Origin of the sequence: Rugamonas rivuli, assembly GCF_009380165.1 — a bacterium.
In the GTDB taxonomy this organism is placed as follows: domain Bacteria; phylum Pseudomonadota; class Gammaproteobacteria; order Burkholderiales; family Burkholderiaceae_D; genus Rugamonas; species Rugamonas rivuli.
Map to the genome: position 1 here is coordinate 983,527 of NZ_WHUF01000001.1, position 25,216 is coordinate 1,008,742.

The 25,216-nt window shown below is 63.1% G+C and carries 23 protein-coding genes and 1 tRNA gene; 10 read left to right on the forward strand and 14 right to left on the reverse strand.

What is annotated here, in order from left to right; translation table 11 throughout:
• Positions 1 to 250 precede the first annotated feature (250 nt).
• Positions 251 to 958, forward strand: a complete 708-nt coding sequence (locus tag GEV01_RS04170) for a substrate-binding periplasmic protein (protein WP_152801912.1) — start codon at positions 251 to 253, stop codon at positions 956 to 958.
• Between the two features lie 91 nt (positions 959 to 1,049).
• Positions 1,050 to 1,541 carry a TadE family protein gene (locus GEV01_RS04175; protein ID WP_175022912.1) on the forward strand — a complete coding sequence of 164 codons (492 nt, stop codon included), beginning with the start codon at positions 1,050 to 1,052 and terminating at the stop codon, positions 1,539 to 1,541.
• Positions 1,542 to 1,631: 90 nt separating this feature from the next.
• Here GEV01_RS04175 and GEV01_RS04180 read toward each other — a convergent pair whose 3' ends face one another.
• A complete protein-coding gene (locus GEV01_RS04180; protein ID WP_152801916.1) occupies positions 1,632 to 2,486 on the reverse strand; it encodes an aldo/keto reductase family oxidoreductase in 855 nt (284 codons plus the stop codon).
• Between the two features lie 106 nt (positions 2,487 to 2,592).
• On the opposite strand from GEV01_RS04180, the gene GEV01_RS04185 reads away from it, so the two are divergent.
• Positions 2,593 to 3,492 carry a LysR family transcriptional regulator gene (locus GEV01_RS04185; RefSeq protein WP_152801918.1) on the forward strand — a complete coding sequence of 300 codons (900 nt, stop codon included), beginning with the start codon at positions 2,593 to 2,595 and terminating at the stop codon, positions 3,490 to 3,492.
• Between the two features lie 61 nt (positions 3,493 to 3,553).
• Here GEV01_RS04185 and GEV01_RS04190 read toward each other — a convergent pair.
• The 4 genes from GEV01_RS04190 to GEV01_RS04205 form a co-directional block, all read right to left on the reverse strand.
• A tRNA-Val gene (locus tag GEV01_RS04190) sits at positions 3,554 to 3,628 on the reverse strand.
• A 60-nt stretch (positions 3,629 to 3,688) separates the two neighbouring features.
• A complete protein-coding gene (gene dnaQ / locus GEV01_RS04195; protein ID WP_152801920.1) occupies positions 3,689 to 4,405 on the reverse strand; it encodes a DNA polymerase III subunit epsilon in 717 nt (238 codons plus the stop codon).
• Between the two features lie 48 nt (positions 4,406 to 4,453).
• A complete protein-coding gene (gene rnhA / locus GEV01_RS04200) occupies positions 4,454 to 4,894 on the reverse strand; it encodes a ribonuclease HI (RefSeq protein ID WP_008448176.1) in 441 nt (146 codons plus the stop codon).
• The gene (locus GEV01_RS04205) at positions 4,887 to 5,672 is read right to left on the reverse strand and encodes a class I SAM-dependent methyltransferase (RefSeq protein ID WP_008448174.1); all 786 of its coding nucleotides are present in this window, start codon (positions 5,670 to 5,672) and stop codon (positions 4,887 to 4,889) included. The genes rnhA and GEV01_RS04205 overlap by 8 nt, the downstream gene beginning before the upstream one ends.
• Positions 5,673 to 5,692: 20 nt before the next feature.
• Between GEV01_RS04205 and gloB the strand changes: the two genes are divergently transcribed.
• On the forward strand, positions 5,693 to 6,499 hold the full coding sequence (gloB, locus tag GEV01_RS04210; protein ID WP_152801922.1) for a hydroxyacylglutathione hydrolase: 807 nt from the start codon (positions 5,693 to 5,695) through the stop codon (positions 6,497 to 6,499).
• Positions 6,500 to 6,529: 30 nt separating this feature from the next.
• Here gloB and aceB read toward each other — a convergent pair whose 3' ends face one another.
• Positions 6,530 to 8,128: a malate synthase A gene (aceB, locus tag GEV01_RS04215; protein ID WP_152801924.1), complete on the reverse strand. Its 1,599-nt coding sequence runs from the start codon at positions 8,126 to 8,128 to the stop codon at positions 6,530 to 6,532.
• 201 nt (positions 8,129 to 8,329) lie between these two features.
• On the opposite strand from aceB, the gene GEV01_RS04220 reads away from it, so the two are divergent.
• Complete coding sequence (locus tag GEV01_RS04220) at positions 8,330 to 9,241, forward strand: LysR family transcriptional regulator (RefSeq protein ID WP_152801925.1); 912 nt, start codon at positions 8,330 to 8,332, stop codon at positions 9,239 to 9,241.
• A 99-nt stretch (positions 9,242 to 9,340) separates the two neighbouring features.
• Here GEV01_RS04220 and GEV01_RS04225 read toward each other — a convergent pair whose 3' ends face one another.
• From GEV01_RS04225 to GEV01_RS04250, 6 genes are all read right to left on the reverse strand, one after another.
• The gene (locus GEV01_RS04225; RefSeq protein ID WP_008448165.1) at positions 9,341 to 9,544 is read right to left on the reverse strand and encodes a cold-shock protein; all 204 of its coding nucleotides are present in this window, start codon (positions 9,542 to 9,544) and stop codon (positions 9,341 to 9,343) included.
• Between the two features lie 287 nt (positions 9,545 to 9,831).
• Entirely contained in the window at positions 9,832 to 10,188 is a 357-nt protein-coding gene (locus GEV01_RS04230; protein ID WP_152801927.1) for an Hpt domain-containing protein, read from the reverse strand.
• 17 nt (positions 10,189 to 10,205) lie between these two features.
• A complete protein-coding gene (gene upp, locus GEV01_RS04235; RefSeq protein ID WP_008448161.1) occupies positions 10,206 to 10,856 on the reverse strand; it encodes a uracil phosphoribosyltransferase in 651 nt (216 codons plus the stop codon).
• 39 nt (positions 10,857 to 10,895) lie between these two features.
• Positions 10,896 to 11,477: a TetR/AcrR family transcriptional regulator gene (locus tag GEV01_RS04240; protein ID WP_152801928.1), complete on the reverse strand. Its 582-nt coding sequence runs from the start codon at positions 11,475 to 11,477 to the stop codon at positions 10,896 to 10,898.
• 15 nt (positions 11,478 to 11,492) lie between these two features.
• Positions 11,493 to 13,169 (reverse strand): isovaleryl-CoA dehydrogenase, encoded by a 1,677-nt coding sequence (locus GEV01_RS04245; RefSeq protein ID WP_152801930.1) that lies wholly within the window; start codon positions 13,167 to 13,169, stop codon positions 11,493 to 11,495.
• Complete coding sequence (locus GEV01_RS04250) at positions 13,166 to 14,326, reverse strand: acyl-CoA dehydrogenase family protein (protein ID WP_152801932.1); 1,161 nt, start codon at positions 14,324 to 14,326, stop codon at positions 13,166 to 13,168. The genes GEV01_RS04245 and GEV01_RS04250 overlap by 4 nt, the downstream gene beginning before the upstream one ends.
• 109 nt (positions 14,327 to 14,435) lie before the next feature.
• Here GEV01_RS04250 and GEV01_RS04255 point away from each other — a divergent pair, with 109 nt between their 5' ends.
• The 4 genes from GEV01_RS04255 to GEV01_RS04270 all read left to right on the forward strand — a co-directional run bounded on the left by GEV01_RS04255 (position 14,436) and on the right by GEV01_RS04270 (position 20,370).
• On the forward strand, positions 14,436 to 15,638 hold the full coding sequence (locus GEV01_RS04255) for an acetyl-CoA C-acetyltransferase (protein ID WP_152801934.1): 1,203 nt from the start codon (positions 14,436 to 14,438) through the stop codon (positions 15,636 to 15,638).
• Positions 15,639 to 15,649: 11 nt separating this feature from the next.
• Positions 15,650 to 16,945 (forward strand): enoyl-CoA hydratase-related protein, encoded by a 1,296-nt coding sequence (locus GEV01_RS04260; protein WP_152801936.1) that lies wholly within the window; start codon positions 15,650 to 15,652, stop codon positions 16,943 to 16,945.
• Positions 16,946 to 17,203: 258 nt separating this feature from the next.
• Positions 17,204 to 18,877 (forward strand): putative bifunctional diguanylate cyclase/phosphodiesterase, encoded by a 1,674-nt coding sequence (locus tag GEV01_RS04265; protein WP_152801938.1) that lies wholly within the window; start codon positions 17,204 to 17,206, stop codon positions 18,875 to 18,877.
• Positions 18,874 to 20,370 carry an HDOD domain-containing protein gene (locus GEV01_RS04270; protein ID WP_152801940.1) on the forward strand — a complete coding sequence of 499 codons (1,497 nt, stop codon included), beginning with the start codon at positions 18,874 to 18,876 and terminating at the stop codon, positions 20,368 to 20,370. The genes GEV01_RS04265 and GEV01_RS04270 overlap by 4 nt, the downstream gene beginning before the upstream one ends.
• A gap of 8 nt (positions 20,371 to 20,378) precedes the next feature.
• Here the strand turns inward: GEV01_RS04270 and GEV01_RS04275 are convergent, their stop codons facing one another.
• A complete protein-coding gene (locus GEV01_RS04275; RefSeq protein WP_328595432.1) occupies positions 20,379 to 21,530 on the reverse strand; it encodes an MFS transporter in 1,152 nt (383 codons plus the stop codon).
• 3 nt (positions 21,531 to 21,533) lie between these two features.
• Positions 21,534 to 22,652, reverse strand: coding sequence for a chorismate synthase (gene aroC, locus GEV01_RS04280; RefSeq protein WP_152801942.1), 1,119 nt, complete (start codon positions 22,650 to 22,652; stop codon positions 21,534 to 21,536).
• Positions 22,653 to 22,904: 252 nt separating this feature from the next.
• Between aroC and GEV01_RS04285 the strand changes: the two genes are divergently transcribed.
• Positions 22,905 to 25,166, forward strand: a complete 2,262-nt coding sequence (locus GEV01_RS04285; protein WP_152801944.1) for a putative bifunctional diguanylate cyclase/phosphodiesterase — start codon at positions 22,905 to 22,907, stop codon at positions 25,164 to 25,166.
• Positions 25,167 to 25,216 lie beyond the last annotated feature (50 nt).

Sequence of the window (25,216 nt, forward strand, 5' to 3'; positions counted from 1 at the left end):
GATGCAGATCAAAAATCCCCAAGCCGGCGGTCTTCCAGCCGCGACTTCGCCCCGGCGTGGCCTAGTTCGGCGGCCTGGCCGTGCCCTGGCCGTCGGCGTACATCTTGCCCAAACAGACCGGCAAAAATGAAGGTCTTCAAGCGCGATAGCTCTTTCCTGAGGAGTACAATAAAACAAGTTACTCATCCAATTCTACTCCCTGGGGTCGACCGTGAGATCTGCCGCCTGCCTGCTACTGTGCGCTGCCCTGATGCACGGGACCACAGCCACTGCGCGCGACACCATATTGCTCGCCCACCCCTACCCCAAGGAAGCCACTTACGCAGCCCACGTGCTGTCGCTGATCTGCTCGGAAGCCTTCCAACAGTTGAATATGGATGTCGAAGTGCGACTGTATCCGCCCTTGCGCGGCGCCCTCGAAGCGGAGGCCGGCAATGTCGATGGCGAGGTCGGCCGGGCCTACACCTACCTCGATACCCATCCCCACCTGATACGGGTGGAGCAATCGCTGATCTCCTTCCGGGTGGCTGCTTTTGCGCGGATTCCAGGTTTGCGCATCACCGGTTGGGATAACCTGAAAGGTACGCCCTATCGCGTGGAATACCGTAGCGGATACAGCACTTTCAAGGCACGGCTGGAACAAATCCTGCCGCTCCAGCAAATTTCATCGGTGGTCGACAGCAAGATCGGCCTGCAGAATGTGGCGTTGGGCCGCACAGATGTCTTTATCGATCTTGAGGAAAACGTGCAGCTGCAGCTGGACCGATTGCAGAGCCGCTACGCCCAAGTCTACAACGCCGGCCTGGTGCAGGACACGCCGGTGTACATCTACCTGCACAAGCGGCATGCGGCCCTGGCGCCGCGCCTGACGGAAATATTGTCCAGGATGAAAGCCAGCGGCGCCATCAACCGTCACATCGCCACCGCGCTCAGCGACGAGCATGGCGGCTCGCCATAGTCCCGGCGCGCTTAAAAGTTGTCGTGAATCAACCTCACTAATTGCTGCCGCGGCTAGGATGTCTCTCGGAAAGCAATTGGAGGGATATCCAATGGGAAAATCAGCTTCGGTCCCGAATCGGCCGCTGCCACGGCGCCACCGATCCAGCGGCATTGCCGCGGTCGAGCTCGCCCTCGTCATGCCGACCTTTTTCATCCTGATCGCCTGCACGCTGTTCTTCGGCCAGGTTCTGCTCGCCTATCAGACCGCGTGCAAGGCATCCCATGACGCGGCGCGCTACCTCTCGTCAGTCTCGGCGATGGATGTGCAGAACCCGGCCAGGATCGGCGACCACATGACGCTGGCCAGGGCCATCATCACCGAGGAAATGGGATCGCTGATGAGTTCGGGGCCCTATGCCCCCGTTGTTACGATACTGTGCGGCGGCATGATATGCAGTGGTTTTTTCACGCCCAGTTCGGTGAATGTCGCCATACAGATATACGTCGCCGACGACGTGTTGCCGGGAATTAGCCTGAACCTGCTCGGCTTCCCCGCGGTCACGGTCACGGCTACCGCGACGATGCCCTATGTCGGGCGCTGATTCATGGCCTGACCTTCAACTATCGGCCAAATAAGAGTAGCCTGCGATAACCGGCGATAGAACTATGATGGGCTTGCTGGCCGCCGGCAGTTATGCCGACGTGATGATGCCATTCAGCTTACGGACTGCTTCCGGCGGCAGTATCAGATCGGCAGCGGCGGCATTTTGACGCAGGTGGGCAACAGATGAGGTGCCGGGAATCAGCAGGATATTCGGCGAACGTTGCAGCAGCCAGGCCAGCGCTATCTGCATGGGCGTGGCGCCCAGCTGCGCGGCGACCTCGGACAGGATAGCCGATTGCAGCGGCGAGAATCCACCAAGCGGGAAAAACGGCACGTAGGCGATACCATCTTTTGCCAGCTCGTCGATCAGTGCGTCGTCGTGGCGGTGAACCAGGTTGTATTGATTCTGCACACAGACAATCGGGGCGATGCCGCGCGCCTGCCTCACTTGCTGCGCGGTCGCGTTGCTCACGCCAATATGGCGTATCAGGCCGCGATGCTGCAGTTCCGCCAGTGCAGTGATGTGGGCTTCAATGTCGCCTTCCGCCGGACCCATGACGTCAAACATGAGACGCATGTTCACCACATCAAGTCGTTCCAAACCGAGGTTGCGCAAATTGTCATGCACTGCTGCTTCCAGCGCCTTCGGCGATTGGGCCGGCTGCCAGGAAGCGCCGGCGCCGCGCGAAGCGCCGATCTTGGTGACGATCACCAGATCGTCCGCGTACGGATGCAGCGCTTCGCGGATCAACTCGTTGGTGACATGGGGGCCGTAGAAATCGCTGGTGTCGATGTGATTGATGCCCAGCGCAGCAAGCTCCCTCAGCACGGCCAGCGCTTCCTCGCGGTTCTTGGGTGGGCCGAAGACGTGCGGGCCCGAGAGCTGCATGGCGCCATAGCCCATGCGGTTGACAGCCAGATCGCCAAGTTGGAAGGTGTTCAAAATGTGCTCCTGAAGGATGGGTTGACGAGCACAGTCTAGGCGCGAAAACTTTGTGCGACAATACATCGCAATGGCACAACTTGTGCCAAATACAGGACAATCACCGATGGCTGATCTGCAGGATATCGGCGCCTTCGTCGCGGTCGCCAAACACGGCGGTTTTCGCGGCGCCGCGCGCATGACGGGCAATAGCGCGTCACAACTGAGCGAAGCGGTGCGACGGCTGGAGGCAGGCCTTGGCGTGCGCCTGCTGAACCGCACCACCCGCAGCGTGGCCACCACCGACGCCGGCCAGCGCTTGCTGGAGCAACTGATGCCGGCGCTGGGCGCGGTCGAATCCGCGCTGGATGTGGTGAACGGTTTTCGCGACCGCCCGGCTGGCAGGCTGCGGCTCAACGTGCCGCTCAGCGTATCGAAACTGATCCTGCCGCGCATCATTCCGCCGTTTATCGCCGCGTATCCGGACATCTGTCTGGAGATCATCGTCGATGACAGCTTTGTCGATCTGCAGCGCTCCGGCTGCGATGCCGGCGTCCGCTACGAAGAACACATGGAGCTGGATATGGTGGCGATTCCGATTGGACCGCGCCGACAACGTTTTGCGCTGGCAGCGTCCCCTGGCTATCTGCGACAGCACGGCCTGCCCAAGCGGCCGGAAGACCTGCTGAGACATACTTGCCTGCGCGGGCGCTTTTCCAGCGGTACCATGCCGGATTGGGAATTCGAGCACAAAGGCAAGAAAGTCGTCATCAAACCGGCCGGTCCGCTGATCGTCAGCCTGGGCGCTGGCGCCGACTTGAAGGTGGATGCGGCGTTGGCCGGCAGCGGCCTGGTGTACCTGTTTGAAGACTGGCTGAAGCCCTATATGGAGCGCGGTGAACTGGAACCGGTGCTGGAGCGCTGGTGGCCATCCTTTAACGGTCCCTCGCTGTACTATCCCGGCCGGCGCTATCTGCCGGCGCCGCTGCGCGCGTTTGCGGATTTTATTCCGACCATGCGCTGGTAGGGCCCAAAACAAAAAAGGCCTACATCTAAACGATGTAAGCCTTTGATATCAAACGTATTCTTGGTGGGAAGTGCAAGTTTCGAACTTGCGACCCCTGCAGTGTGAATGCAGTGCTCTACCCCTGAGCTAACCTCCCGAAGCGGGGCGAATTATCGCACACATCGTCCCGACTAGGGAAGACCCGCAATGAAAATTGTCAGCCGGCGGCCGGCGGCGCCGTGGTCGCGGTCCAGATGCACTGGCCCTTGACCGCCTTGTCCAGCCCGGCCAGCGTGGCGGCGTGCGCCGCCAGCTCGTCTTCCGATGCCGGCATGAAGATGATGTCGGCCAGCGGCACCGGCTCCAGCAGCTCCGCGCCGGCCACCACTTCCTCTTCCGCGTCCATGCCCAGGCTGTTCTGCCCGCGCGTCATCGCCAGGTAGACGTCGGCCAGCAGCTCGGCATCGAGCAGCGCGCCGTGCAGCTTGCGGTGCGAGTTCGACACGCCATAGCGGTCGCACAAGGCATCGAGCGAGTTGCGCTTGCCCGGGTGGAGTTCCTTGGCCTGCACCAGCGTGTCGATGACGCCGCCGATGTGGCTGCTGAAGTCCGGCAAGTTCAACAGCTTGAACTCGTGATTCAAAAAGCCCAGATCGAACGGCGCATTGTGGATGATGACTTCGGCGCCCTGGATGTACTCGCGCAGCTGCTCGACGATCTCGCGGAACTTCGGCTTGTCGCTCAAGAACTCGGTGGTCAGGCCGTGGACGTTCAGCGCGCCCTCTTCCGATTCGCGCTCCGGGTTGATGTAGAAGTGGAGATTATTCCCCGTCAGCATGCGGTTGTGCAGCTCGACGCAGCCGATCTCCAGGATGCGGTTGCCCAGCTTGGGGTTGATACCGGTGGTTTCAGTATCGAGTACGATTTGGCGCATAGTGTTCCGTGATGAATCTGATCGTCAAGTATAACAGGCTGCGTACGGTCAACGGCTGCGGGCCAGCTCGACGCCGCGGTTGGCCAGCATGTCGGCCCGCTCGTTGCCCGGATGGCCGTTGTGGCCGCGCACCCAGCGCCATTCGACGGTGTGCATGGCCTGGGCGGCGTCCAGCGCGCGCCACAGGTCTTCGTTCTTGACCGGCTCCTTGGCGGCGGTCTTCCAGCCGCGCGCCTTCCAGCCGTGTATCCATTCGCTGATGCCTTTTTGCACGTACTGGCTGTCGGTGTGCAGCGTCACCATGCAGGGACGCTTGAGCGCGTTCAGCGCCTCGATCACCGCCTGCAATTCCATGCGGTTGTTGGTGGTGTCGCGCGTACCGCCGCAAATTTCCTTTTCGGCGCCTTCAGCCACCAGGAATGCGCCCCAGCCGCCGAGGCCGGGATTGCCCTTGCATGCGCCATCCGTAAAAATCTCTACCTTATCCATCCTGCTGTTCCCGCCTTTTATTTGTTGCCGGGACGACCGCGGGGGCCGACGCCGTTTTTTTGGTCCAAGCCGGACCGATCAAATGCATGCCTTTCACGCGCTTGATCGCTTGCACGATGTAGACGCCGCCGAAATACGGCCACCAGCGCGAGCCGGCATTATCCATGAATGCGTAGCGATGCAGCCACTTTTCCGTGCGGCAGGCTGGCGCGTAGCAGCCGAAATGACTCTGGCTGGCGCCCATATTCAATAATTTTAACCAGTCTTTCATGCGCGGCATAGAGATCAACTCCTCCGTGCGCGGCAGGAAGGAAGTGCCGCCGACGCGCCGCAGCACATGGCGCGCGCCCCACAGGCTGGCCGGGTTGAAGCCGCAGATGATCAGCTGGCCTTCCGGGATCAGCACCCTCTCCACTTCGCGCAACACCTGGTGCGGATCGGTGGAAAATTCCAGCACGTGCGGCAACACCACAAGATCGATTGATTGCGAAGCGAACGGCAGCTCGGTGTAATCGAGCGTCAGCGAGACCGGACGCAGCCCGGCATCGACGGCCGAGCCCGGGCGCACCTTGCGGTCGGCCAGCAGCTTGTACGGCATGCGGCTCGCGGCCAGTGCATCGATTTGAGGCATGCCGATCTGCACCGCGTTGTATCCGAAGATATCGGCTGTTAAATTATCGAGACAGGTTTGTTCCCACTCACGCAAGTACACACCGGCGGGCGTTTGCAGCCAGCCTTCCAGCGCTATAATGGATTTCTCAGATCCTGCCTTGTCCATGCCCAGCCTTTTGCGATCCAATGACCAATTCTTCTACTCAAGCTCTTAGTGTTCTGACGGTTCCCGCGTTCCACGACAACTATCTGTGGCTGATTCATGACGGCAGCCACGCCGTCGCAGTCGACCCCGGTGACGCCAAAGCCATCCTGGCGGCACTCAAGGCGAACGGGCTCAAGCTCACCGCCATTCTACTCACCCATCACCATGCTGACCATATTGGCGGCGTTCCTGAATTATTACAGCATTATCAGGTTCCCGTTTTCGGTCCGCGCAACGAGAGCATCGCTGCCATCACCCTGCCCGTCGGCGAAGGCAAGCAGATCGACGTGCCCGGCCTGGCGCTGCGGCTGTCGGTGCTGGACGTGCCCGGCCACACCATGGGCCACATCGCCTACGTGCGCGAACCGTCCGACGACGAACCGACCTGGCTGTTCTGCGGCGACACGCTGTTCGCCGGCGGCTGCGGACGCTTGTTCGAAGGCACGCCGGCGCAGATGATCAGCTCCCTGGGCAAACTGGCCGCGCTTCCCGATGATACCAAGATCTACTGCGCCCACGAATATACGCTATCCAACCTGCGCTTCGCGCGCGTGGTGGATCCGGATAATCTGGCGCTGCAGGAAAGGGTGAAGACGGAGACCGACAAGCGCGAGCACAACATACCGACGGTGCCGAGCACGATAGGCGTGGAAAAAGCGACCAATCCCTTCCTGCGCTACCGCGAAACGGCCATCGCCGAACAATTGGTCAGCGCCGGACGGCTGGACCGCGTCGATACGCCGCTGGCCACCTTCACCGCGCTGCGCTTGTGGAAAAATGACTTCTAATGAAAAACGGCCCTTGCGGGCCGTTTGCTTTTAGATCTCTTCGTACAGCGGCAGGGTCAGGAACTCTGCGAACTCGGTCGAGGTCGACATCTCTTCAAAGATGTGGCCTGCGCGGACGTAGGTCGGGCCGTCGCCGCCTGGCGCATCGCGCTGCACCTTGACCAGTTCTTCCTTGATCATTGCGCGCACCATGTCGGCGGTCACTTTGCGGCCGTCTTCCAGCACGCCCTTGTCCGAGCGGATCCACTGCCACACTTGCGAGCGGCTGATTTCCGCCGTCGCCGCATCTTCCATCAGATTGTGGATAGGCACGCAACCGTTGCCAGCCAGCCAGCTGCCCAGGTAGTGGATGCCGACGTTGATGTTGTAACGCAGGCCGGCTTCGGTGATCGGCGCTTCCGGCTTGAAGTCCAGCAGTTGCGCGGCGGTCACGTCGATGTCCGGACGTTGCTTGTCGATCTGGTTAGGTTTGTCGCCCAACACCTTGGTGAACTCGGTCATTGCCAGTTCCACCAGGCCCGGGTGGGCAACCCAGCCACCGTCGTAGCCGTCGGTGGCGTCGCGCGCCTTGTCGTTGCGCACGCCGCCCATGGCGACTTCGTTTTTCTCCGGATCGTTCTTGATCGGAATCAGCGCGGCCATGCCGCCGATCGCCGGCGCGTTGCGCTTGTGGCAGGTCTTCAACAGCAGCAAGGCGTAGGCGCGCATGAACGGCGCGGTCATCGTCACCTTGGCGCGGTCGGCCAGGCAGAAATCCTTGTCCAGCTTGAATTTCTTGATGCACGAGAAGATGTAGTCCCAGCGGCCGGCGTTCAGGCCCGAGCTGTGCTCGCGCAGTTCGTACAGGATTTCGTCCATCTCGAAGGCGGCCAGGATGGTTTCGATCAGCACGGTGGCCTTGATCGTGCCTTGTGGCAGGCCCAGTTCGTTTTGCGTCATCACGAAGATGTCGTTCCACAGGCGCGCTTCCAGATGCGATTCCATCTTCGGCAGGTAGAAGTAAGGGCCGGCGCCGCGCGCCAGTTGCTCTTTGGCGTTGTGGAACATGAACAGCGCGAAGTCGAAGATGCCGCCAGAGATGCGCTTGCCGTCGACCAGCACGTGCTTCTCGTCCAGGTGCCAGCCGCGTGGGCGCACCACCAGCGTGGCGATCTTGTCGTTCAGCTTGTAGGACTTGCCGTTCTGTTCCAGCGAAATGGTGCGGCGCACAGCGTCGAACATATTGATCTGGCCGGTGATCTGGTTATCCCAGTTCGGCGTGTTCGAATCTTCGAAGTCGGTCATGTAGCTGTCGGCGCCCGAGTTGAAGGCGTTGATGACCATCTTGCGCTCGACCGGACCGGTGATTTCCACGCGGCGGCATTCCAGCGCCTTCGGAATCGGTGCGATCTTCCAGTCGCCGGCGCGGATGTGCGCGGTCTCAGCCAGGAAGTCGGGACGCTCGCCCGCGTCCAGGCGCTTGGCGCGCTCGACGCGCACGGCCAGCAATTGTTGGCGGCGCGATTCAAATTCGCGCGTCAGCTTGACCACCAGCGACAGTGCCTCGGTGGTCAGGATATTTGCGTAACCAGGCTTGATCTCGCCCGTGATTTCCATGCCTGCCGGCAGAGTGATGGTGGACTGCGTCATGTGCTATCTCCGAAAGAAAATATTAACTACAAGATCAAATTATAAGCACTGGCCTTCTTGTTGCACGTTGATTCTTTTAGTGTGCAGGCTCAGTTACGCCTCGATATGTTTTACAGTATATTCACTAATAAGTTATGCAAACAAGACTAAAAATCACATCATCTATGCGTTTTTATCACAAGTGACGGGGACAGCAGGCTCATGGGTCAATTCAGGCAGATTTCCACCTTTGTAGAGGTGGTTTCCAAGGGCAGCCTGTCGGCTGCCGCGCGTGCCGAGGGCATCGCCCCGGCCATGATAGGCCGTCGTCTGGATGCGCTGGAAAGCCGTTTGGGTGTCAAACTTTTGCAACGCACAACGCGCAAACTGGCGTTGACCAACGAGGGTGCGGCCTTTCTGGAAGACTGCCAGCGCATCCTGGCCGAGCTGGAGGAAGCCGAAACCGCCGTCGCCGAACGCAGCGCGCACGCCACCGGTCACCTGATGATCTCGGCGCCGGCCGGCTTCGGACGCCAGCACGTGGCGCCGCTGATCCCGTCCTTCCTGGCCGAGCACCGCGATGTCAGCGTCACGCTGAACATGAGCGACCGCGTGGTCGACATTGTCGGCGAAGGCATCGACGTGGCGATCCGCATCGCCAGCCTGTCGGACTCCAACCTGGTCAGCGTCAAGCTGGCCGACAACGAACGCGTGGTGGTGGCCGCGCCCTCCTACCTCAAACGCTACGGCGAACCGAAAACGCTGGCCGACCTGGCCAAGCACAACTGCCTGGCGATCAGCAGCGAAGGCAGCCAGCGCGGCTGGACCTTCCGCGACAACGGCAAGAATGTGGTGATGAAAGTCAGCGGCAACATGGGCAGCAACGACGGCCAGGTGCTGCACGACTGGGCGCTGGCCGGCAAAGGCCTGGCGTGGCGCTCGATGTGGGAAGTGGGCAATGAGATCGAAGCGGGCAAGCTGCAGACCGTGCTCAACGAGCATTCGGCGCCAGGCAACGATATCTACGCGGTGTTCGCGCAGCGCCGCCACCTGCCGCTGCGGATACGGGCGTTCGTGGACTTCCTGCGGCACACCTACGCGCAGCCGGATTATTGGCGCAAATCCTGGAAATAGCGGCGGGAAATAATGTCGATTTAACAGTCCGCACAAAAACGCGGGCGAAAAAAAATCCTCGGGTACCGAGGATTTCTTTATTTCGTTTGATTCAGCGTATTACAGTGGCTGAATGTTCGAAGCTTGCTTGCCCTTAGGACCAGCGGTCACTTCAAAAGAAACGCGTTGGTTCTCTTGCAGCGACTTGAAGCCTGCGGACTGAATCGCCGAGAAGTGAGCGAACAGATCTTCGCCGCCTTCGTCCGGGGTGATAAAGCCGAAGCCCTTCGAATCATTGAACCATTTTACGATACCAGTTGCCATTACAATTCCTATTTCAGTTAAGTTGGGCTTGCGCCCGTGATATCGTTTGAGGCAAGAAAGAAATGACAGACAAACTGCACTACTCTTGAATCTAAACGATCCCGCATTATACCCATTTACGAGAGAAAAGCACGTTTTCGCGAAAATAAATGCAAAGCCAGATATTTTTTGGTAGAAACCACCGCAAACACAGGACTTTCCGTAGCTCAACTCCCTCGTCCACTAGGGCGTGTGTGTCACTATAGACAACTTAATAGTAACGGACTTGAGCTGGATCAAGCGCACACTTATTCGTAAGTTGTTGCTTGCGCGTCACGGGCGGCCCATTTCAGCAGCTGTTCGACCTCCGGAATCACCGCCGGCCAGCCTGTATGCTCGGCCAGAACGCCGCGCACCATGTGTTCGATGCGCCGTGCCTGCTGCCCCAGCATGCCGAAACCGAAGGTGCCGGCCGAGCCCGCAACACCGTGCAGCAGTTCATGCAACTGGTGCAGATCGGCTTCCGGCGGCAAATCGCCCGGCGCAGCCTTGCACGCGGCCAGCGCCTGGCCGATCTTTTCCATCGTCACCGGCACGGTGGCGGCGAATTTCTCATTCAACGCCGCCAGGCGGGCGCGGAAATCGGGATCGACTGGGGTAGCCATCGCGTGGGTCCGTTGAATTACTTGGTGCCGAAGATGCGGTCGCCGGCATCGCCCAGGCCTGGCACGATGTAAGCGTGGTCGTTCAGGTGCGAATCGAGCGAGGCGCAGTAGATCTTCACGCCCGGATGCGCTTTCTGGAACACTGCTATGCCTTCCGGCGCGGCCACCAGCGCCAGGAAGATGATCTGGTCGTCGGTGACGCCGCGCTTTTTCAGCACGTCGACCGCGTGCACGGCCGAATTACCGGTCGCCACCATCGGGTCGCACAGGATGAAGGTGCGTTCCACAGTGTCCGGCAGGCGCACCAGGTATTCCACCGGCTGGTGGGTTTCCGGATCACGGAACACGCCGATGTGGCCGACGCGTGCCGACGGCACCAGGTCCAGCAGTCCGTCGCTCATGCCGATGCCGGCGCGCAGGATGGGAACGATGGCCAGTTTGCGGCCGGCGATGACCGGTGCATCGATGGTCATCAGAGGGGTTTCGATGGTGCGGGTGGTCAGCGGCAGATCGCGGGTGATTTCGTAACCCATCAACAGCGTGATTTCCTTGAGCAGGTCGCGGAAGGTACGGGTCGACGTATCCTTGGCGCGCATGTGGCTCAGTTTATGTTGAATCAGCGGGTGGTCGGTGATGAACAGGTTGGGAAAGCGCGGATCTTGTTTCATTGTGTGCTCTTTTGTAATCGGTATGTGCCGCTCATTATACTAGGCCTCAGGCCCCAAAAACATGGCGACCGCCTCTTCCGCTATCTGGTCCAGGTCCGATCCCTGGCCCGGTTTGTACCATAGCACGCTGTAGTTGATGGCCCCCATCAGCAGCAAACGGGCGACCGCGCTGTCGCTGCGCAGCAGTCCGGCGGCTGACAATTCGCTCACCACATCCTGCCACAGCTGGTCGTAGCGGTCGCGCAGCACCTGCACGCGTTCGCGCAGCTCGGGCGTGAGGCGGCGCCAGTCGTACAGCAGCACGGGGATGAAGTCGTGGCCTTCACCCAGCACGATCTCCAGGTGGGCGCGCACCAGCGCGTGGAACTTGACGCGCGGCGGCAGCTTGCCGGCGACGATGTCTTCGGCGGCCGGCAGACCCGCCACCAGCCCCTCCTCCATCACTGCGGCGAGGATCTCCTGCTTGCTCTTGAAGTGATAGAACGGACTGCCGGAGCGCATGCCGACGGCATCGGCGATATCGCGCGTGGTGGTGCCGTCGAAGCCGCGCTCGCGAAACAGGCGCGCGGCCACCCGCACCAGATCGGCGCGGCGATTATCGACAGGAGCTGTATTCGTCATAACTGTTTATCCAATTTACTCAATTAATGCCCGCGCCAAGATCGCGGCGCAATCGACGCCCGCCGGCAAGCGTCCAAACGCGCCGCCCGGTTCACGCGCCAGCCGCGACTCGACAAACGCCGACGACACATAAGCCGGCGCATGCCGCAGCAGCAGGCCCGCCTGCACCGCCAGCACGACGCGCTCGGCCAGCACGCGGGCGCCGAATTCGTCGGACTGCGGTTGCTCCAGGTCGGCCAGCAGCGATTGCGTGTAGCGGACGTAGTCGGCATCGGCATCGCCAGCCAGCGCCAGTTCCGCCGCCAGCGCTGCGCGCGCGGCAGGAGTTTTGCCGAAGGCGCGTAGCAAGTCAAGGCACATCACGTTGCCGGAGCCTTCCCAGATCGAATTGACGGGCAGCTCACGGTAGAGCCGCGCCAGCGGGCCGTCTTCCACATAGCCGCTGCCGCCGATGACTTCCATCGCCTCCGCGCCGAAGGCCGGGCCGCGCTTGCAGATCCAGTACTTGCCGGCCGGCGTGAGGATGCGCGCCAGCAGCGCCTGCGCAGGATCGTCGCCCTGGTCGAAGCAGCGCGCCAAGCGCATGGCGAAGGCCGTCGCCGCTTCCGACTCCAGCGCCAGGTCGGCCAGCACGTTCTGCATCAGCGGCTGTTCAGACAAGGGACGGCCGAACGCAGCGCGGCCGCGCGCATGGTGCAGCGCATGCGTCAGTGCGGCACGCATGGTACCGGCGCTACCCAAGACGCAATCGAGACGCGTATGGCTGCCCATCTCCAGTATCGTCGGGATGCCGCGCCCCGGCTTGCCAATCAACCAGCCGTAAGCGCCGGTGAACTCGACTTCCGACGAGGCGTTTGAGCGGTTGCCCAGCTTGTCTTTCAAGCGCTGCACGCGGATCTGGTTGCGACTGCCATCAGGCAGATAGCGCGGCAGGAAGAAGCACGACAGCCCTGCGCTGCCCGCGTCGTCGGTCTGCGCCAGGATCAGGTGGGCATCGCTTTGCGGCGCCGAGAAGAACCATTTGTGGCCGACGATGCGGTACACGTCCTCTCCCTCATCGCCGAACATCGCACGCGCATCGGCCGGCAGCACAGGCTCCGCGCGGGTGGTGTTGGAGCGCACGTCGGAGCCGCCCTGCTTCTCCGTCATGCCCATGCCGATGATGGCGCCGCGCTTCTGCTCCACCGGCAGCGAACGCGGATCGTATTCCATCGACAGGATTTTCGGCAGCCATTTGGCGGCGATCTTCGGCGCCTGCTTCAGCGCGGGCACCGAGGCGTAGGTCATCGTCACAGGGCACTGCGAGCCGTTTTCCAACTGCCCGAACAACATGTAGCGCGCTGCGCGGACGACCTGCGCACCGGCACCGCCCAGCCATGGCGATGCGTGCGCGCCGTTCTCGATCAGCAGCGCCATCAGGCTATGCCAGGACGGGTGGAACTCCACCTCGTCGATGCGCTTGCCGCCACGGTCGAAGTTGTGCAGCTTGGGCGTGTGCAGATTGGCTAGCCGCGCCAGGTCGAGCACCTCGGCCCGGCCCAGTTGCGCGCCCAACGCGTGCAGCGATTCCGCGGCGGCCGCGCCGCCTTCGCGCAGCAAGGCTTCCTGCAAGGCCGGATCGGCCGCGTACAGATTGACGTTCTCAAACGGCGCAACCGTGTTGCGTACTTCATGCGTATCGAATGGATTCATTTCCTCTCCTTTTTCGGCAAGATGCCCATCTGCTTGGCGATGATGCCCAACATGACCTCATCCGCGCCGCCCGCGATGGACGTCAGGCGGCCGTCGCGGAACATGCGCGCCACGCGGTTATCCCAGCTGTAGCCCATGCCGCCCCAGAACTGCATACAGGCGTCCGGCACCATGCGCAGCAGGCGCCCGGCCTTCAGCTTGCACATCGACGCCAGCTCCGTCACATCCTTCCCGCTGATATAAAGCTGCCCTGCGCGATAGGTCAGCGCACGCAGGCTCTCCACTTCCGTCTTCAATTCCGCCAGCTTGAAATAGACATGCTGATTATCCAGCAAGCGGCCGCCGAACATGGCGCGCTCGCGCGCCCACTCCACCGTCAGATCGATACAGTTTTCCAGACTCTGCACCGCGTTCGCGGCTGCCCACAGGCGCTCCTCCTGGAATTGCAGCATCTGGTACACGAAGCCCTGCCCCTCCTCGCCGATCGCGTGGCGCTGCGGTACGCGCACCTCGTCGAAGTAAATCAGGCCGGTGTCGGAAGCGTTCATGCCGATCTTACGGATCTTTTTGCCGACCGAGACGCCCGGCGTATCCATCGGCACCATCACCAGCGTCTTGTTCTTGTGCGCCGGGCCGTCGGAGGTGTTGACCAGCACGCACATCCAGTCCGCTTGCAGGCTGTTGGTGATCCACATCTTGCTGCCGTTGATGATGTAGTCGCCGCCATCCTTGCGGGCGCTGGTCCGGATGGCCGCCACGTCCGAGCCGGCGTGCGCCTCCGACACGCCGATGCAGCCCACCATCTCGCCGCTGATGGCCGGCGTCAGGAACTCGCGCCGCAAGGCGTCCGAGCCAAAACGTGCCAGCGCCGGCGTGCACATATCGGTCTGCACGCCGATCGCCATCGGGATCGCGCCACAGTCGACATGGCCCAGCGTCTCGGCCATCGCCATCGAATATGAATAGTCCAGGCCCAGCCCACCGTACTCGACCGGCTTGGTCAGGCCGAGCAAACCGAGCTCCCCCATTTTCCTGAACAGGGCGTGCGCGGGGAAGATGCCCGCCTCTTCCCACTCATCGACATGCGGATTGATTTCGCTCTCGATGAAGCGCTTCAGTGTGCGTTGTAATTCCTGATGCTCGTGGCTGTCAAACATGGCCTCTCCCCCGGTGATCAGGCCAGACTAGCGCAAATACCCCCACGAAGCAAGCAGTTGCTTTGTTGTCGTTTGCACTCTATGATAATCGTCCAGACAAGGAGATTCCATGACCGAAGCCTATGTGTACGAGGCCATCCGCACCCCGCGCGGCAAGGGCAAAAAGGACGGCAGCCTGCATAGCGTGAAGCCGATCACGCTGCTGTCGGGCCTGATGCGTGAGCTGCAATCGCGCCACAAGCTCGACACCGCATTGATCGACGACGTGGTCCTCGGCTGCGTCACGCCGGTGGGCGACCAGGGCGCCGACATCGCCAAGATCGCCGCGCTGGCGGCCGGCTGGGACTGGAAGGTCGCTGGCGTGCAACTGAACCGCTTCTGCGCCTCGGGCCTGGAGGCGGTCAACCTGGCGGCGCAGAAAGTGCGCTCCGGCTGGGAAGACCTGGTGGTGGCCGGCGGCGTCGAATCGATGTCGCGCGTGGCCATGGGCTCGGACGGCGGCGCCTGGGCGCTGGACCCCGAGACCAGCCTGAACACCGATTTCCTGCCGCAAGGCATAGGCGCCGACCTGATCGCCATGCTGGACGGCTACACCCGCGAGCAGGTCGATGCCTACGCCATGCGCTCGCAGCAGAAGGCCGCCGCCGCGCGCGCCGCCGGTCGTTTCCGCTCGGTGGTGCCGGTGTGCGACCAGAACGGCGTGCTGATCCTGGCCGAGGACGAGTTCATCAAACCTAACACCACCATCGCCACGCTGAGCGGTCTCAAGCCTTCGTTTGAAACGGCCGGCAAGATGGGCTTCGACAGCGTGGCGCTGCGCAAATATCCGCAGCTGGAACGCGTCGATCACATCCACACGGCCGGCAATTCGTCCGGCATCGTCGACGGCGCCGCGCTTGCGCTGATCGGCAGCAAGGCCGCCGGCGACCGCCTCGGCCTGAAGCCGCGCGCGCGCGTGCTGGCCACCGCCGTCACCGGCACCGATCCGACCATCATGCTGACCGGCCCGGCCCCGGCCGCCCGCAAGGCGTTGAAGAAGGCCGGCCTGGACATCGCCGACATCGACCTGTTCGAAGTGAACGAAGCCTTTGCCTCCGTGGTCATGCGCTTCATGACGGAGCTGGGCGTGCCGGAAGAAAAGGTCAACGTCAACGGCGGTGCCATCGCGCTCGGCCATCCGCTGGGCGCGACCGGCTGCATGCTGCTCGGCACCCTGCTGGACGAACTGGAAGCCCGCGAACTCAAGCGCGGCCTGATCACCCTGTGCGTGGGCGGCGGCATGGGCATTGCCACCATCATCGAACGCGTATGAACGGAGCGAGCATGATCACCACACATCAAAACGGCGGCGCCATCACCGTCATGCTGGCCGCGCGGGCCATCAATCCCCTCAGCCGCCTGTTCCAGCGCGAGCTGGCGGCGCTGATCGACATCCTGGAAGCCAAGCGCACCACACTGCATGGCGTGATCATCGGCTTCCATGCCGAGCCGTCCGACTTCGACCACGAGCTGGAACACCTGATGGCGCTGACCGCCGCCCAGGCCGGCGACTGCATGCACATGCTCGGCGCCTATAACGCCCTGCTGCGCCGGCTGGAAAACCTGGGCATCCCGGTCATCGCCACGCTGGGCGGCGCAGTCAGCGGCCACGCGCTGGGCCTGGCGCTGGCCTGCCATCGCCGCATCAGCCTGGACGACGCGACCTTCAGCCTGCCACAAGTACAGCTGGGCGTAGCGCCGGTGGCCGGCGAAATCGCCCGCACCGTGCGCCTGGCCGGCTTGCAGGCCGCCATGCCGCTGCTACTGGAAGGCGTGACGCTGAGCGCCGAGCAGGCGCTGCACGCCGGCCTGCTGCACGGGATGGCCGACAACGTCGAAGACGCCGCCGAGCTGGTGCGCGACGCCATGGACACCGATGCGATCGCAGCGCAGCCATGGGATATCAAAGGCTATCGCCTGCCCGGTGGCGCGCTCAATTCGGCGCCGCTGCAAACCCTGCTGCAGGTGGCGCCGGCCATGCTGCGCGAGCGCACCGGCGGCCACCTCCCCGCGCCCGAGACGATACTGTGCGCGATGGTCGAAGGCCTGCAAGTCGATTTCGACAGCGCGCTGCTGATCGAAAGCCGCTACTTCTGCCAGACGGCGATCAACCCGGTGGCGTACAACCTGATGCGCTTGAGCCAGCTGCGCGCCAACCTCGCGGCGCCGGCCGCGCTGGAACTGGCCGCCGCGCTGCATACGCGCTACGCCGACGAAGTGCGCGCCTTGCGCGCGGCGGCGGTGCCGGTAGCCTTGCTGCGCAACGCCGCCCGCGCCGCCGGGCTGCCTGCGCCGCCCGACACCGGCGAGGGCGCCGTCGCTGCAATCGAAAACCAGGACGTCCCTCCACTTGCGTTTGCCGACGTCCGCGACCGCCTGCTGTATGCCTTGTCCAACACTGCCCGGGATCAAGTTGAAAGCGGTGCGCTCAGCGGCGACGAAGCCGACCTGGTTTCCGTGCGCCTGTTCGGTTTTCCAGCGCATACCGGCGGCGCCATCCGCTTTGTCCAGCACATCGGCGCACAGCGTTATGCCGAGCTTGCTTCTTGGGCTAGTGCGCCTGCCGCCCAAAGCAGCTAAGTCCGCCAGCACGGCTGCCCCAAACAGCCGTGCTTTCCCTCTATAGCCACCGTTTTTTTGGCCCAACTCAAGAGAAAACTGTAAAAGTAGCCCGGATGTTGTCATTTTTCATGTAATTTCACTCTCATCAGTGATACATTGCGATTTGGTTTTGCAAGTTTCGCGCAGCCACGTTACATGCATAAAATGAAAGATTAAATCCTCGCGATGTTTTCCAGTATCCCTGCCCCATCCCCGCGTCATGAATTGGATAACCTCATGGAAGAGGCGGGCGATGTTGTCTTCCGCCTCAATCAACTGGGGCAGATACTGTTTGCCAGCAAACGCGCGGTCGCGCTGATCAACAGCCAGGCGCCGCTTGCCGGCGACACGCTGGCCCGCCTGCTGTCGCTGGACGACCAGGCGCCGCTGAACGCCCTGCTCGCCGAAGTCGGCGCATCGACCACCTCCCGCCTGCTGGAAGCGCGCATCAAGACCCCGGACGCCGAGATCTGGCACGAACTGCGCATCTCCTGCTACGCCAACCAGCACGGCCTGAGCGAACTGCTGGTGGTCGGCCGCGACATGACGGTGCAGCACGCCACCGAAGAACGCCTGCGCCACATGGCCACCCACGATGCCCTGACCGAGCTGCCCAACCGGCTGCTGCTGTCGGACCGCATGCGCATGGTGATCGCCAACGCGCGCCGTTCCGGCCAGGGCTTCTCGGTCGCCACCATCGGCCTGGACGGATTCAAGAAAGTCAACGACGGCCTCGGCCACCCGATCGGCGACGCCGTGCTGCGCACCGCCGCCGCCCGCCTGCGCAAGACCCTGCGCGACAGCGATACGCTGGCCCGCGTCGGCGGCGACGAGTTTGTCGCCGTGCTGCCCGGCACCGCCACCGAAGCGCAGATCAAGCTGGTCACCGGCCGCCTGATCGCCACCCTGCAGTCGCCGTTTGAAATCGAAAACCACGTGATCTACGTCGGCGCCTCGGTCGGCGTGGCGGTCTACCCGCAGCACGCCGAGGACGAAGTGCGCCTGGTCGCGCTGGCCGACGCCGCCATGTCGCGCGCCAAGGAAACCGGCAAGGCCCGCTGCGTGGTCTACAGCCAGTCGCAGTCCGGGCCGCCGGAGCACGACATCTCGCTGGAAGCGGCCATGTTCCAGGCCGTGCGCGAGGGCGAGTTCCTGCTGTACTACCAGCCCATCGTCGACGCCCGCACGCGCGAGATCCAGGGCTTCGAAACGCTGATGCGCTGGAAGCATCCGACGCTGGGCATGGTGCCGCCAGCCCGCTTCATCCCCATCGCCGAGACCAACGGCCTCATCAATTTGCTGGGCGCCTGGGCGCTGAAGGCCGCCTGCGTGCAGCTGAAGCAGTTCGAGGAGGTCGCCAAGCGCAGCCTGTACATCTCTGTTAATATCAGCCCGCGGCAATTCCGCAACGATAAATTTTTAGATGTGCTGGACGATGCGATCGCCTTCTCCGGCCTACTTGGTGAGCAATTGGTATTAGAAATCACAGAAGGCACGCTGATGATAGACCCGGTGCATGCCGAGTCCATCCTGTCGAAAATGGCCGAGCGCAATGCCCGCATCGCCATTGACGATTTCGGCACCGGCTATTCCTCGCTCGCCTACCTGAAGCGCTTCCCCATCTCCGTGTTGAAGATAGACCGCACCTTCATCCGCGACCTGCCCGGTTCGCAGAAGGACGGCGCCATCTGCAACGCCGTGCTCGACCTGGCCAAGCACCTGGACCTGTCCGTGGTGGCCGAGGGCGTCGAAACCGAAGGCCAGCTGGAATACCTGGAACAGCGCGGCTGCCAGTACATCCAGGGCTACCTGACCGGCAAGCCGATGGCCGCCAACGTCGCCATGGCCGCGCTCAAGGAAAGCATCCACGTCAAGGTGGTGCCGGCCGAGCTGCGACAGGTGCTGCAATGACCGTGCGTTTCACAGCCGGCACGCCGCTGGGCGAGAGCACGCTGGCGACGCTGTGGGAATGCACGCGCCGGCGCGGCGACATGCCCGGTTTCGCCAAGGCCATCACCGCCATCCTGGGCGCGATGCGCGGCGAGGACGATCAGGAATTCAACATGACCCGCACCGTGCTGTCCGATCCGGTGCTGACGCAAAAGGTGCTGCGGCTGGCCAACAGCGGCATGTACTCGGCCTTCGGCCAGCACGTCAACACCGTCTCCAAGGCGGTGCTGGTGCTGGGCACGGAGGCCATCGGCCACCTGGCGCTCGGCCTGAAGCTGATTGAGGAACTGGCCGCCGGCTCGCCCGACGCCACCGTGGCCCACGTCGAAATGGAAAAGGCCGTGCTGGCCGGGATCGTCGCCCAGCAGATCGCCTACACGGCCGAAAGCCGCCACGGCGAGGAAGCCGTGGTGTGCTCGATGCTGCACACGCTGGGCCGCATGATGATGACCTTCTACATGCCGGAACGCTGGCACGACCTGCAGCACGCCGCCGACCAGGCCGGCCGCCACATCGACGATGTCGCGCCGGAGATGCTGGGCCTGAGCATGGAAGCCATCGGCCACGCCGCCGCCCTGCACTGGGGCCTGCCTGCCACGCTGGTCAACGGCATGCGCAAGGTCACGCCGCCGGAGCCCGGTGCGGAAGTCAGCTCCTCGGACTGGATCGCCGGCCTGTCGACCATGTCGGCCATGTGCGCCGAATCGCTGTGGCACGACGATCCCGCCGGCGCCGCCGTGGTCAAGGAACTGACCGAGGCCTACTCCGCCATGCTGGGCGTGGAACCCGCCAACCTGATGCACGCCATCGAGCAGGCCAAGGTGGTGGCCGCCAACGACCTGACCATCGCGCCCTTGTCGCGCCCTGCGGAACGCCGCGCCAAGGCGCTGGCCAAGACGCGCCAGCGCGCGGCCGGCAACAAGATCCTACTCAGCGGCCTGGCCGACATGCGCGACATGCTGGAGACGGCCAACCCGGGCCAGATGGTGCAGATCGCACTGGAAACCGTCTACAAGGGACTGGACTTCTCGCGCGCGGTGGCCTTCGTCCGCAACCGCAAGGACAACCAGTATGCCGCCAAGATCAGCTTCGGCGAAGGCAGCAAGGAGCTGCTGCCGGCGCTGACCTTCGACGACGCCTACGAACCGAATGTCTTCCACGCCGCGCTCAATAGCGACCGCGTGATCTTCATCGAAAACGCCCGCGACGCCAAGTTCGCCGCCAAGCTGCCGTTGTGGTGGAAGAGTTCATTATCCGAAGCGCGCAGCTTCGTGATCCTGCCGCTGTCGGCCAACGGCCAGCCGGCAGGCTTCCTGTATGGCGACTGGGACGATTCCTTCCCGCCGATTCAATTGAGCCAGACCGAGTTCTCGCTGTTGAACGACATGCGCGCGCTGGTGGTGCGGGCGGTCGAGCGCCGCCACAAACTGGAAGCCGTCACCAGCCGCAGCTAGCAAGCAGGCTAGTGGCCGTCGCGCTCCTGCCAGCGGTAGGACAGCACGGCGGCCAGCGAAGAGCACAACACCAGCACGGCCGCCACGTAGTACACCGACTGCGGCCCCGCCCTCTCCCACCACTGCGCCAGGAACAGCCCGCCCAGCGAGCCGCCCACGCCATACGAAATGCTCATGTACAGCGCCTGCCCGCGCGCCTGCAAGGGCCCGGAGAACCAGCGCTGCAAGGTCATCACGCACGACGAGTGATGCAGCGCGAACGTGGCCGCGTGCATGATCTGCGCCACGACCAGCAACCACACCACCTGCGGGCCGAAGCCTATCATCAGGAAGCGCACCAGCGCCACGGCCAGCGTCACATACATCATGACCTTGGCGCCCCAGCGCCGGAACAGCGGCGCCTGGTAATAGAACAGCAGCACCTCGGCCAGCACGCCCAGCGACCACATGCCGCCGATCACGGTCTTGCTGTAGCCGTTGCGCTCCAGGTAGAGCGAATAGAAGGTGTACAGCGAAGTGTGGGCCGAGACCATCAGCGCGGTCGACGCGAAGAAGGCGATCACCTCGCGCCGGCGCAGCAGCGACATCAACGGCGGCGGCGCCGTCTTGTGCTGGCGGCGCGGCACGTCCTTCAGGCGGAAGGCGGCGGCGATGGTCAGCACCAGCAGCGCGGCGGCCACCCACGGCAGCGAGACGATGCCGTAGTGCTCCAGCGCGTACGAGGCCAGCGTGACGGAGACGATGAAGCCGATCGAACCCCACATGCGGATGCGGCCATAGAAGGTCAGGTCGCCGCGCATCTCGGACAGCATCAGCGCCTCGCAGATCGGCGCCTGGCCGCTGGTGAACAGGTTCAGCACGATCATGGCCAGCATGAAGTGGGTGAAGGTGCTGCCGAACAGGAAGCCTGAGAAGCCGACCAGCGCGGCAAAGCCGGCCATGCGCAGCACCAGCACGCGGCGGTCGTAGTGGTCGGCGACGTAGCCCCAGACGTTGGGGCCGACGATGCGCAGCACCTGGATCATCGACATCAGCACGCCGATCTGCGCCACCGTCATGCCGTGGTCGGCGAAGAACAGCGTGGCGTAGGTGCTCCAGGTTCCAGCGTGTGCGTAGTAGCAGAAGAGGAATAAAGCGAAGCTGAAGGCTTGTACCGGCACCGCTTAGCGGGCGGCCGGCGGCATGGCCGGCGCGATGTTCGGGGTTGCCACGCGCACGTCGCCGCACTGCGCGCGGTGCATCAGCGCGTGGTCGATCAGCACCAGCGCCAGCATGGCTTCGGCGATCGGCGTGGCGCGGATGCCGACGCACGGATCGTGGCGGCCGAAGGTTTCGACCATCACCGGGTTGCCGTCCTTGTCGATCGACTGGCGCGGCGTGCGGATCGACGAAGTCGGCTTGATGGCGATCGACACCGTGATGTCCTGGCCGGTCGAGATACCGCCCAGCACGCCGCCGGCGTTGTTGCCGATGAAGCCGGTAGGCGTCAGCGAGTCGCCGTGCACGGAACCCTTCTGCTCCACCGACTTGAAGCCGGCGCCGATTTCCACGCCCTTGACGGCGTTGATGCCCATCATCGCGTAGGCGATGTCGGCGTCGAGCTTGTCGTAGATGGGCTGGCCGAGGCCGACCGGAATATTCTGCGCGATGACGTCGATGCGCGCGCCGATCGAGTCGCCGGCCTTGCGCAGTTCGTCCATCGCATCTTCCATGCGGGCGATCAGGGCGGCGTCGCCGCTGGCCGCGAAGAACGGATTGTCGTGCACGTGCGACCAGTCCTGGAACGGCACGACGATGTCGCCGAGCTGGCTCATGCAGCCCTTGAACACGGTGCCGTACTGCTGGTTCAGCCATTTCTTGGCGATGGCCGCGGCGCCCACCACCGGCGCCGTCAGGCGGGCCGAGGAGCGGCCGCCGCCGCGCGGGTCGCGTACGCCATACTTGTGCCAATAGGTGTAGTCTGCATGACCTGGGCGGAAACTCTCGGTGATGTTGCCGTAGTCCTTGCTGCGCTGGTCCTCATTGCGGATCAGCAGCGCGATCGGCGTGCCGGTCGTCACGCCCTGGTAGACGCCGGACAGGATCTCCACCGTATCTGGCTCCTTGCGCTGGGTCACGTGGCGCGAGGTGCCCGGCTTGCGGCGGTCCAGTTCCGGCTGGATGTCCGCTTCCGACAAAGGCAATCCCGGTGGGCAGCCATCGATCACACAACCAATCGCGGGACCGTGCGACTCACCGAAGGTAGTAACTGAGAACAACTTGCCAAATGTATTGCCGGACATAGGAAGAGAATCTTTGGAAAAAGGTGGAAAGTACCTAATTCTACCAGCCTGCCGCGCTTGGCGTCCGGCCGGCACAATAATTTCCACAAAGCAAGTTTCTATTGGTAAAATATCATTCTTCCGTTGTAAGCATGGCAAACTTGCGCGCCGGTATGCAACGTTCTGTATAAAGCGCTGGAAATCCGCGTTCTTTTTAACAATTCGCTATATACTTGATCTCAAGAACACCGAGAAATCCTGGAGAAGCTACACATGCCCCCACCGATCACACCCCTTGCGCAACCCAAGGATGATCACGACGATCTGGTATTCTTAGAAGAGCATCCGGCGGCGCCTGCGGTACCGGGCGCCCGCAACGTATGGCGGGTCATGATTATCGACGACGACGAAGACGTCCACTCGACCACCACCTTTGCGCTCGGCAACCTCGACATGCAACAGCGCCCGCTGGAATTCGTGCACGCGTATTCGGCCGGCCAGGCGCGCGAACTGTTAAAGCACGAATCCGAAATCGCCGTCATCCTGCTGGACGTGGTGATGGAGCAGGACGACGCCGGCCTGCATCTGGTGCGCTACATCCGCGAGACGCTGAACCTGGCCGACGTGCGCATCATCCTGCGCACCGGGCAGCCCGGCTATGCGCCGGAGATCGACGCCATCCGCGATTTCGACATCAACGACTACAAGACCAAGTCCGAGCTGACCCGCATCAAGCTGTTCACCACGGTGACGGCGGCGATCCGCTCCTACGAACAAATCCGCAAGATCAACGACAGCCGCCGCGGCCTGAACCAGATCGTCCACGCCAGCACCCAGCTGATGGCGCTGCACGGCGTGCAGAACTTCGCCTCCGGCGTGCTGACCCAGATCACCGACCTGCTCGGCCAGGACGGCAACGGCGTGCTGTGCGTGCAGGAGTGCCCGGACGACGGCTGCCACGAGCTGATGGTCATGGCCACCGCCGGCAGCTACCGCCACCTCGACAACACCACGCTGTGCAATGTCGAGCACAAGCACATCTACGACGCCATGGAGCTGACCCTGGGCCAGCGCCGCAATGTCTACGGGCCGGACTTCATCACGCTGTACTTCGCGGGCAAGGCCAGCCGCGACTTCGTCGCCTACCTGGAAGTGGGCCGCGCGCCGACCGAGATCGACGAGCGCCTGCTGGAGGTGTTCTGCGCCAACGTGGCCGTCGGCCTGGACAACGTAGAGCTCGTGACGCACCTGCACAACGCCGCCTTCTACGATCAGTTATCGAAGCTGCCCAACCGCACCCGCCTGGTCGAGATCCTCGACGCCACGCTGTCCGGCCCCGCGCGCGACGACGCCACGCTATCGCTGGTCGACCTGGACCACTTCGCCGAGACCAACGATGCGCTGGGCCACCAGTTCGGCGACACGCTGCTGGTCGCCGTCGCCGGCCGCCTGCAAACGCAGCTGGGCGGCCAGCTGACGGTGGCGCGCATCGGCGGCGACATCTTCTGCGTTCTGGGCGATTCGTCGCAGGTCAACCCGGCCAACATCCTGGCGCTGTTCCAGCATCCGTTCAGCATCGACGGCCAGGACGTGCAGCTGTCCGCCACGCTGGGATTGGTGCGCCTGGGCGAACACGAAGGCAGCGGCGCCGACGCGCTGAAAGATGCCGACATCGCCCTGAAGCGCGCCAAGTCGCAGCAGCGCGCCGGCCACTTCTACTTCTCCCGCTCGATGGGCGTGGAAATCCGCGAACGCGTGCGCATGATGCACGCGCTGCGCACGGCCTTCGGCCAGAACCAGCTGTTCGTGGTGTACCAGCCGCAGATCGACCTCGCCACACGCCGCCCTGTGGGCGCCGAAGCGCTGCTGCGCTGGCAGACGCCGGACGGCAAGTTCATCTCGCCGGACCGCTTCATTCCCATCGCCGAGTATTCGGGCCTGATCATCGACCTGGGCGAATGGGTCATGCGCACCGCCTGCCGCGAGCTGGTGGACCTGCGCAAGGCCGGCCACCAGAACTTCATGATGTCGATTAACGTCTCGCAGGTGCAGTTCCGCCATCCGCATTTCCTCGAGATGCTGCGCAAGGCGCTTGAAGATACGGGCGCTCCGCCGGAATTCGTCGAACTGGAAATCACCGAATCGATGGCGATGGAAGAACCGGACCTGCTGATCAAGATGCTGGCCCAGATCAAGCAGACCGGCGTCAGCATCGCGATCGACGATTTCGGCACCGGCTTCTCGTCGCTGTCCTACCTGCAGCGCCTGCAGATCGACCGCCTGAAAATAGACCGTGCTTTCGTCACCGAGATCACCGGCTCCGCGCGCGGCAGCAGCATCGCCGAGATGGTGATCCAGCTGGGCCGCAACCTCGGCCTGGCCGTGATCGCGGAAGGCGTGGAAGACGAACGCCAGGCGCAGATACTGCAAGCGCTGGGCTGCCCGCTGGCGCAAGGCTTCCTGTTCGCGCGGCCGATGACGGCGACAGCGCTCAACGGCTGGTTGAGCAACGACGCGCTGGAAGGCGCGGCATAATAAAAAACGCCATCCTCGGATGGCGTTTTATTTTGTGGGCGCTGCCCGCT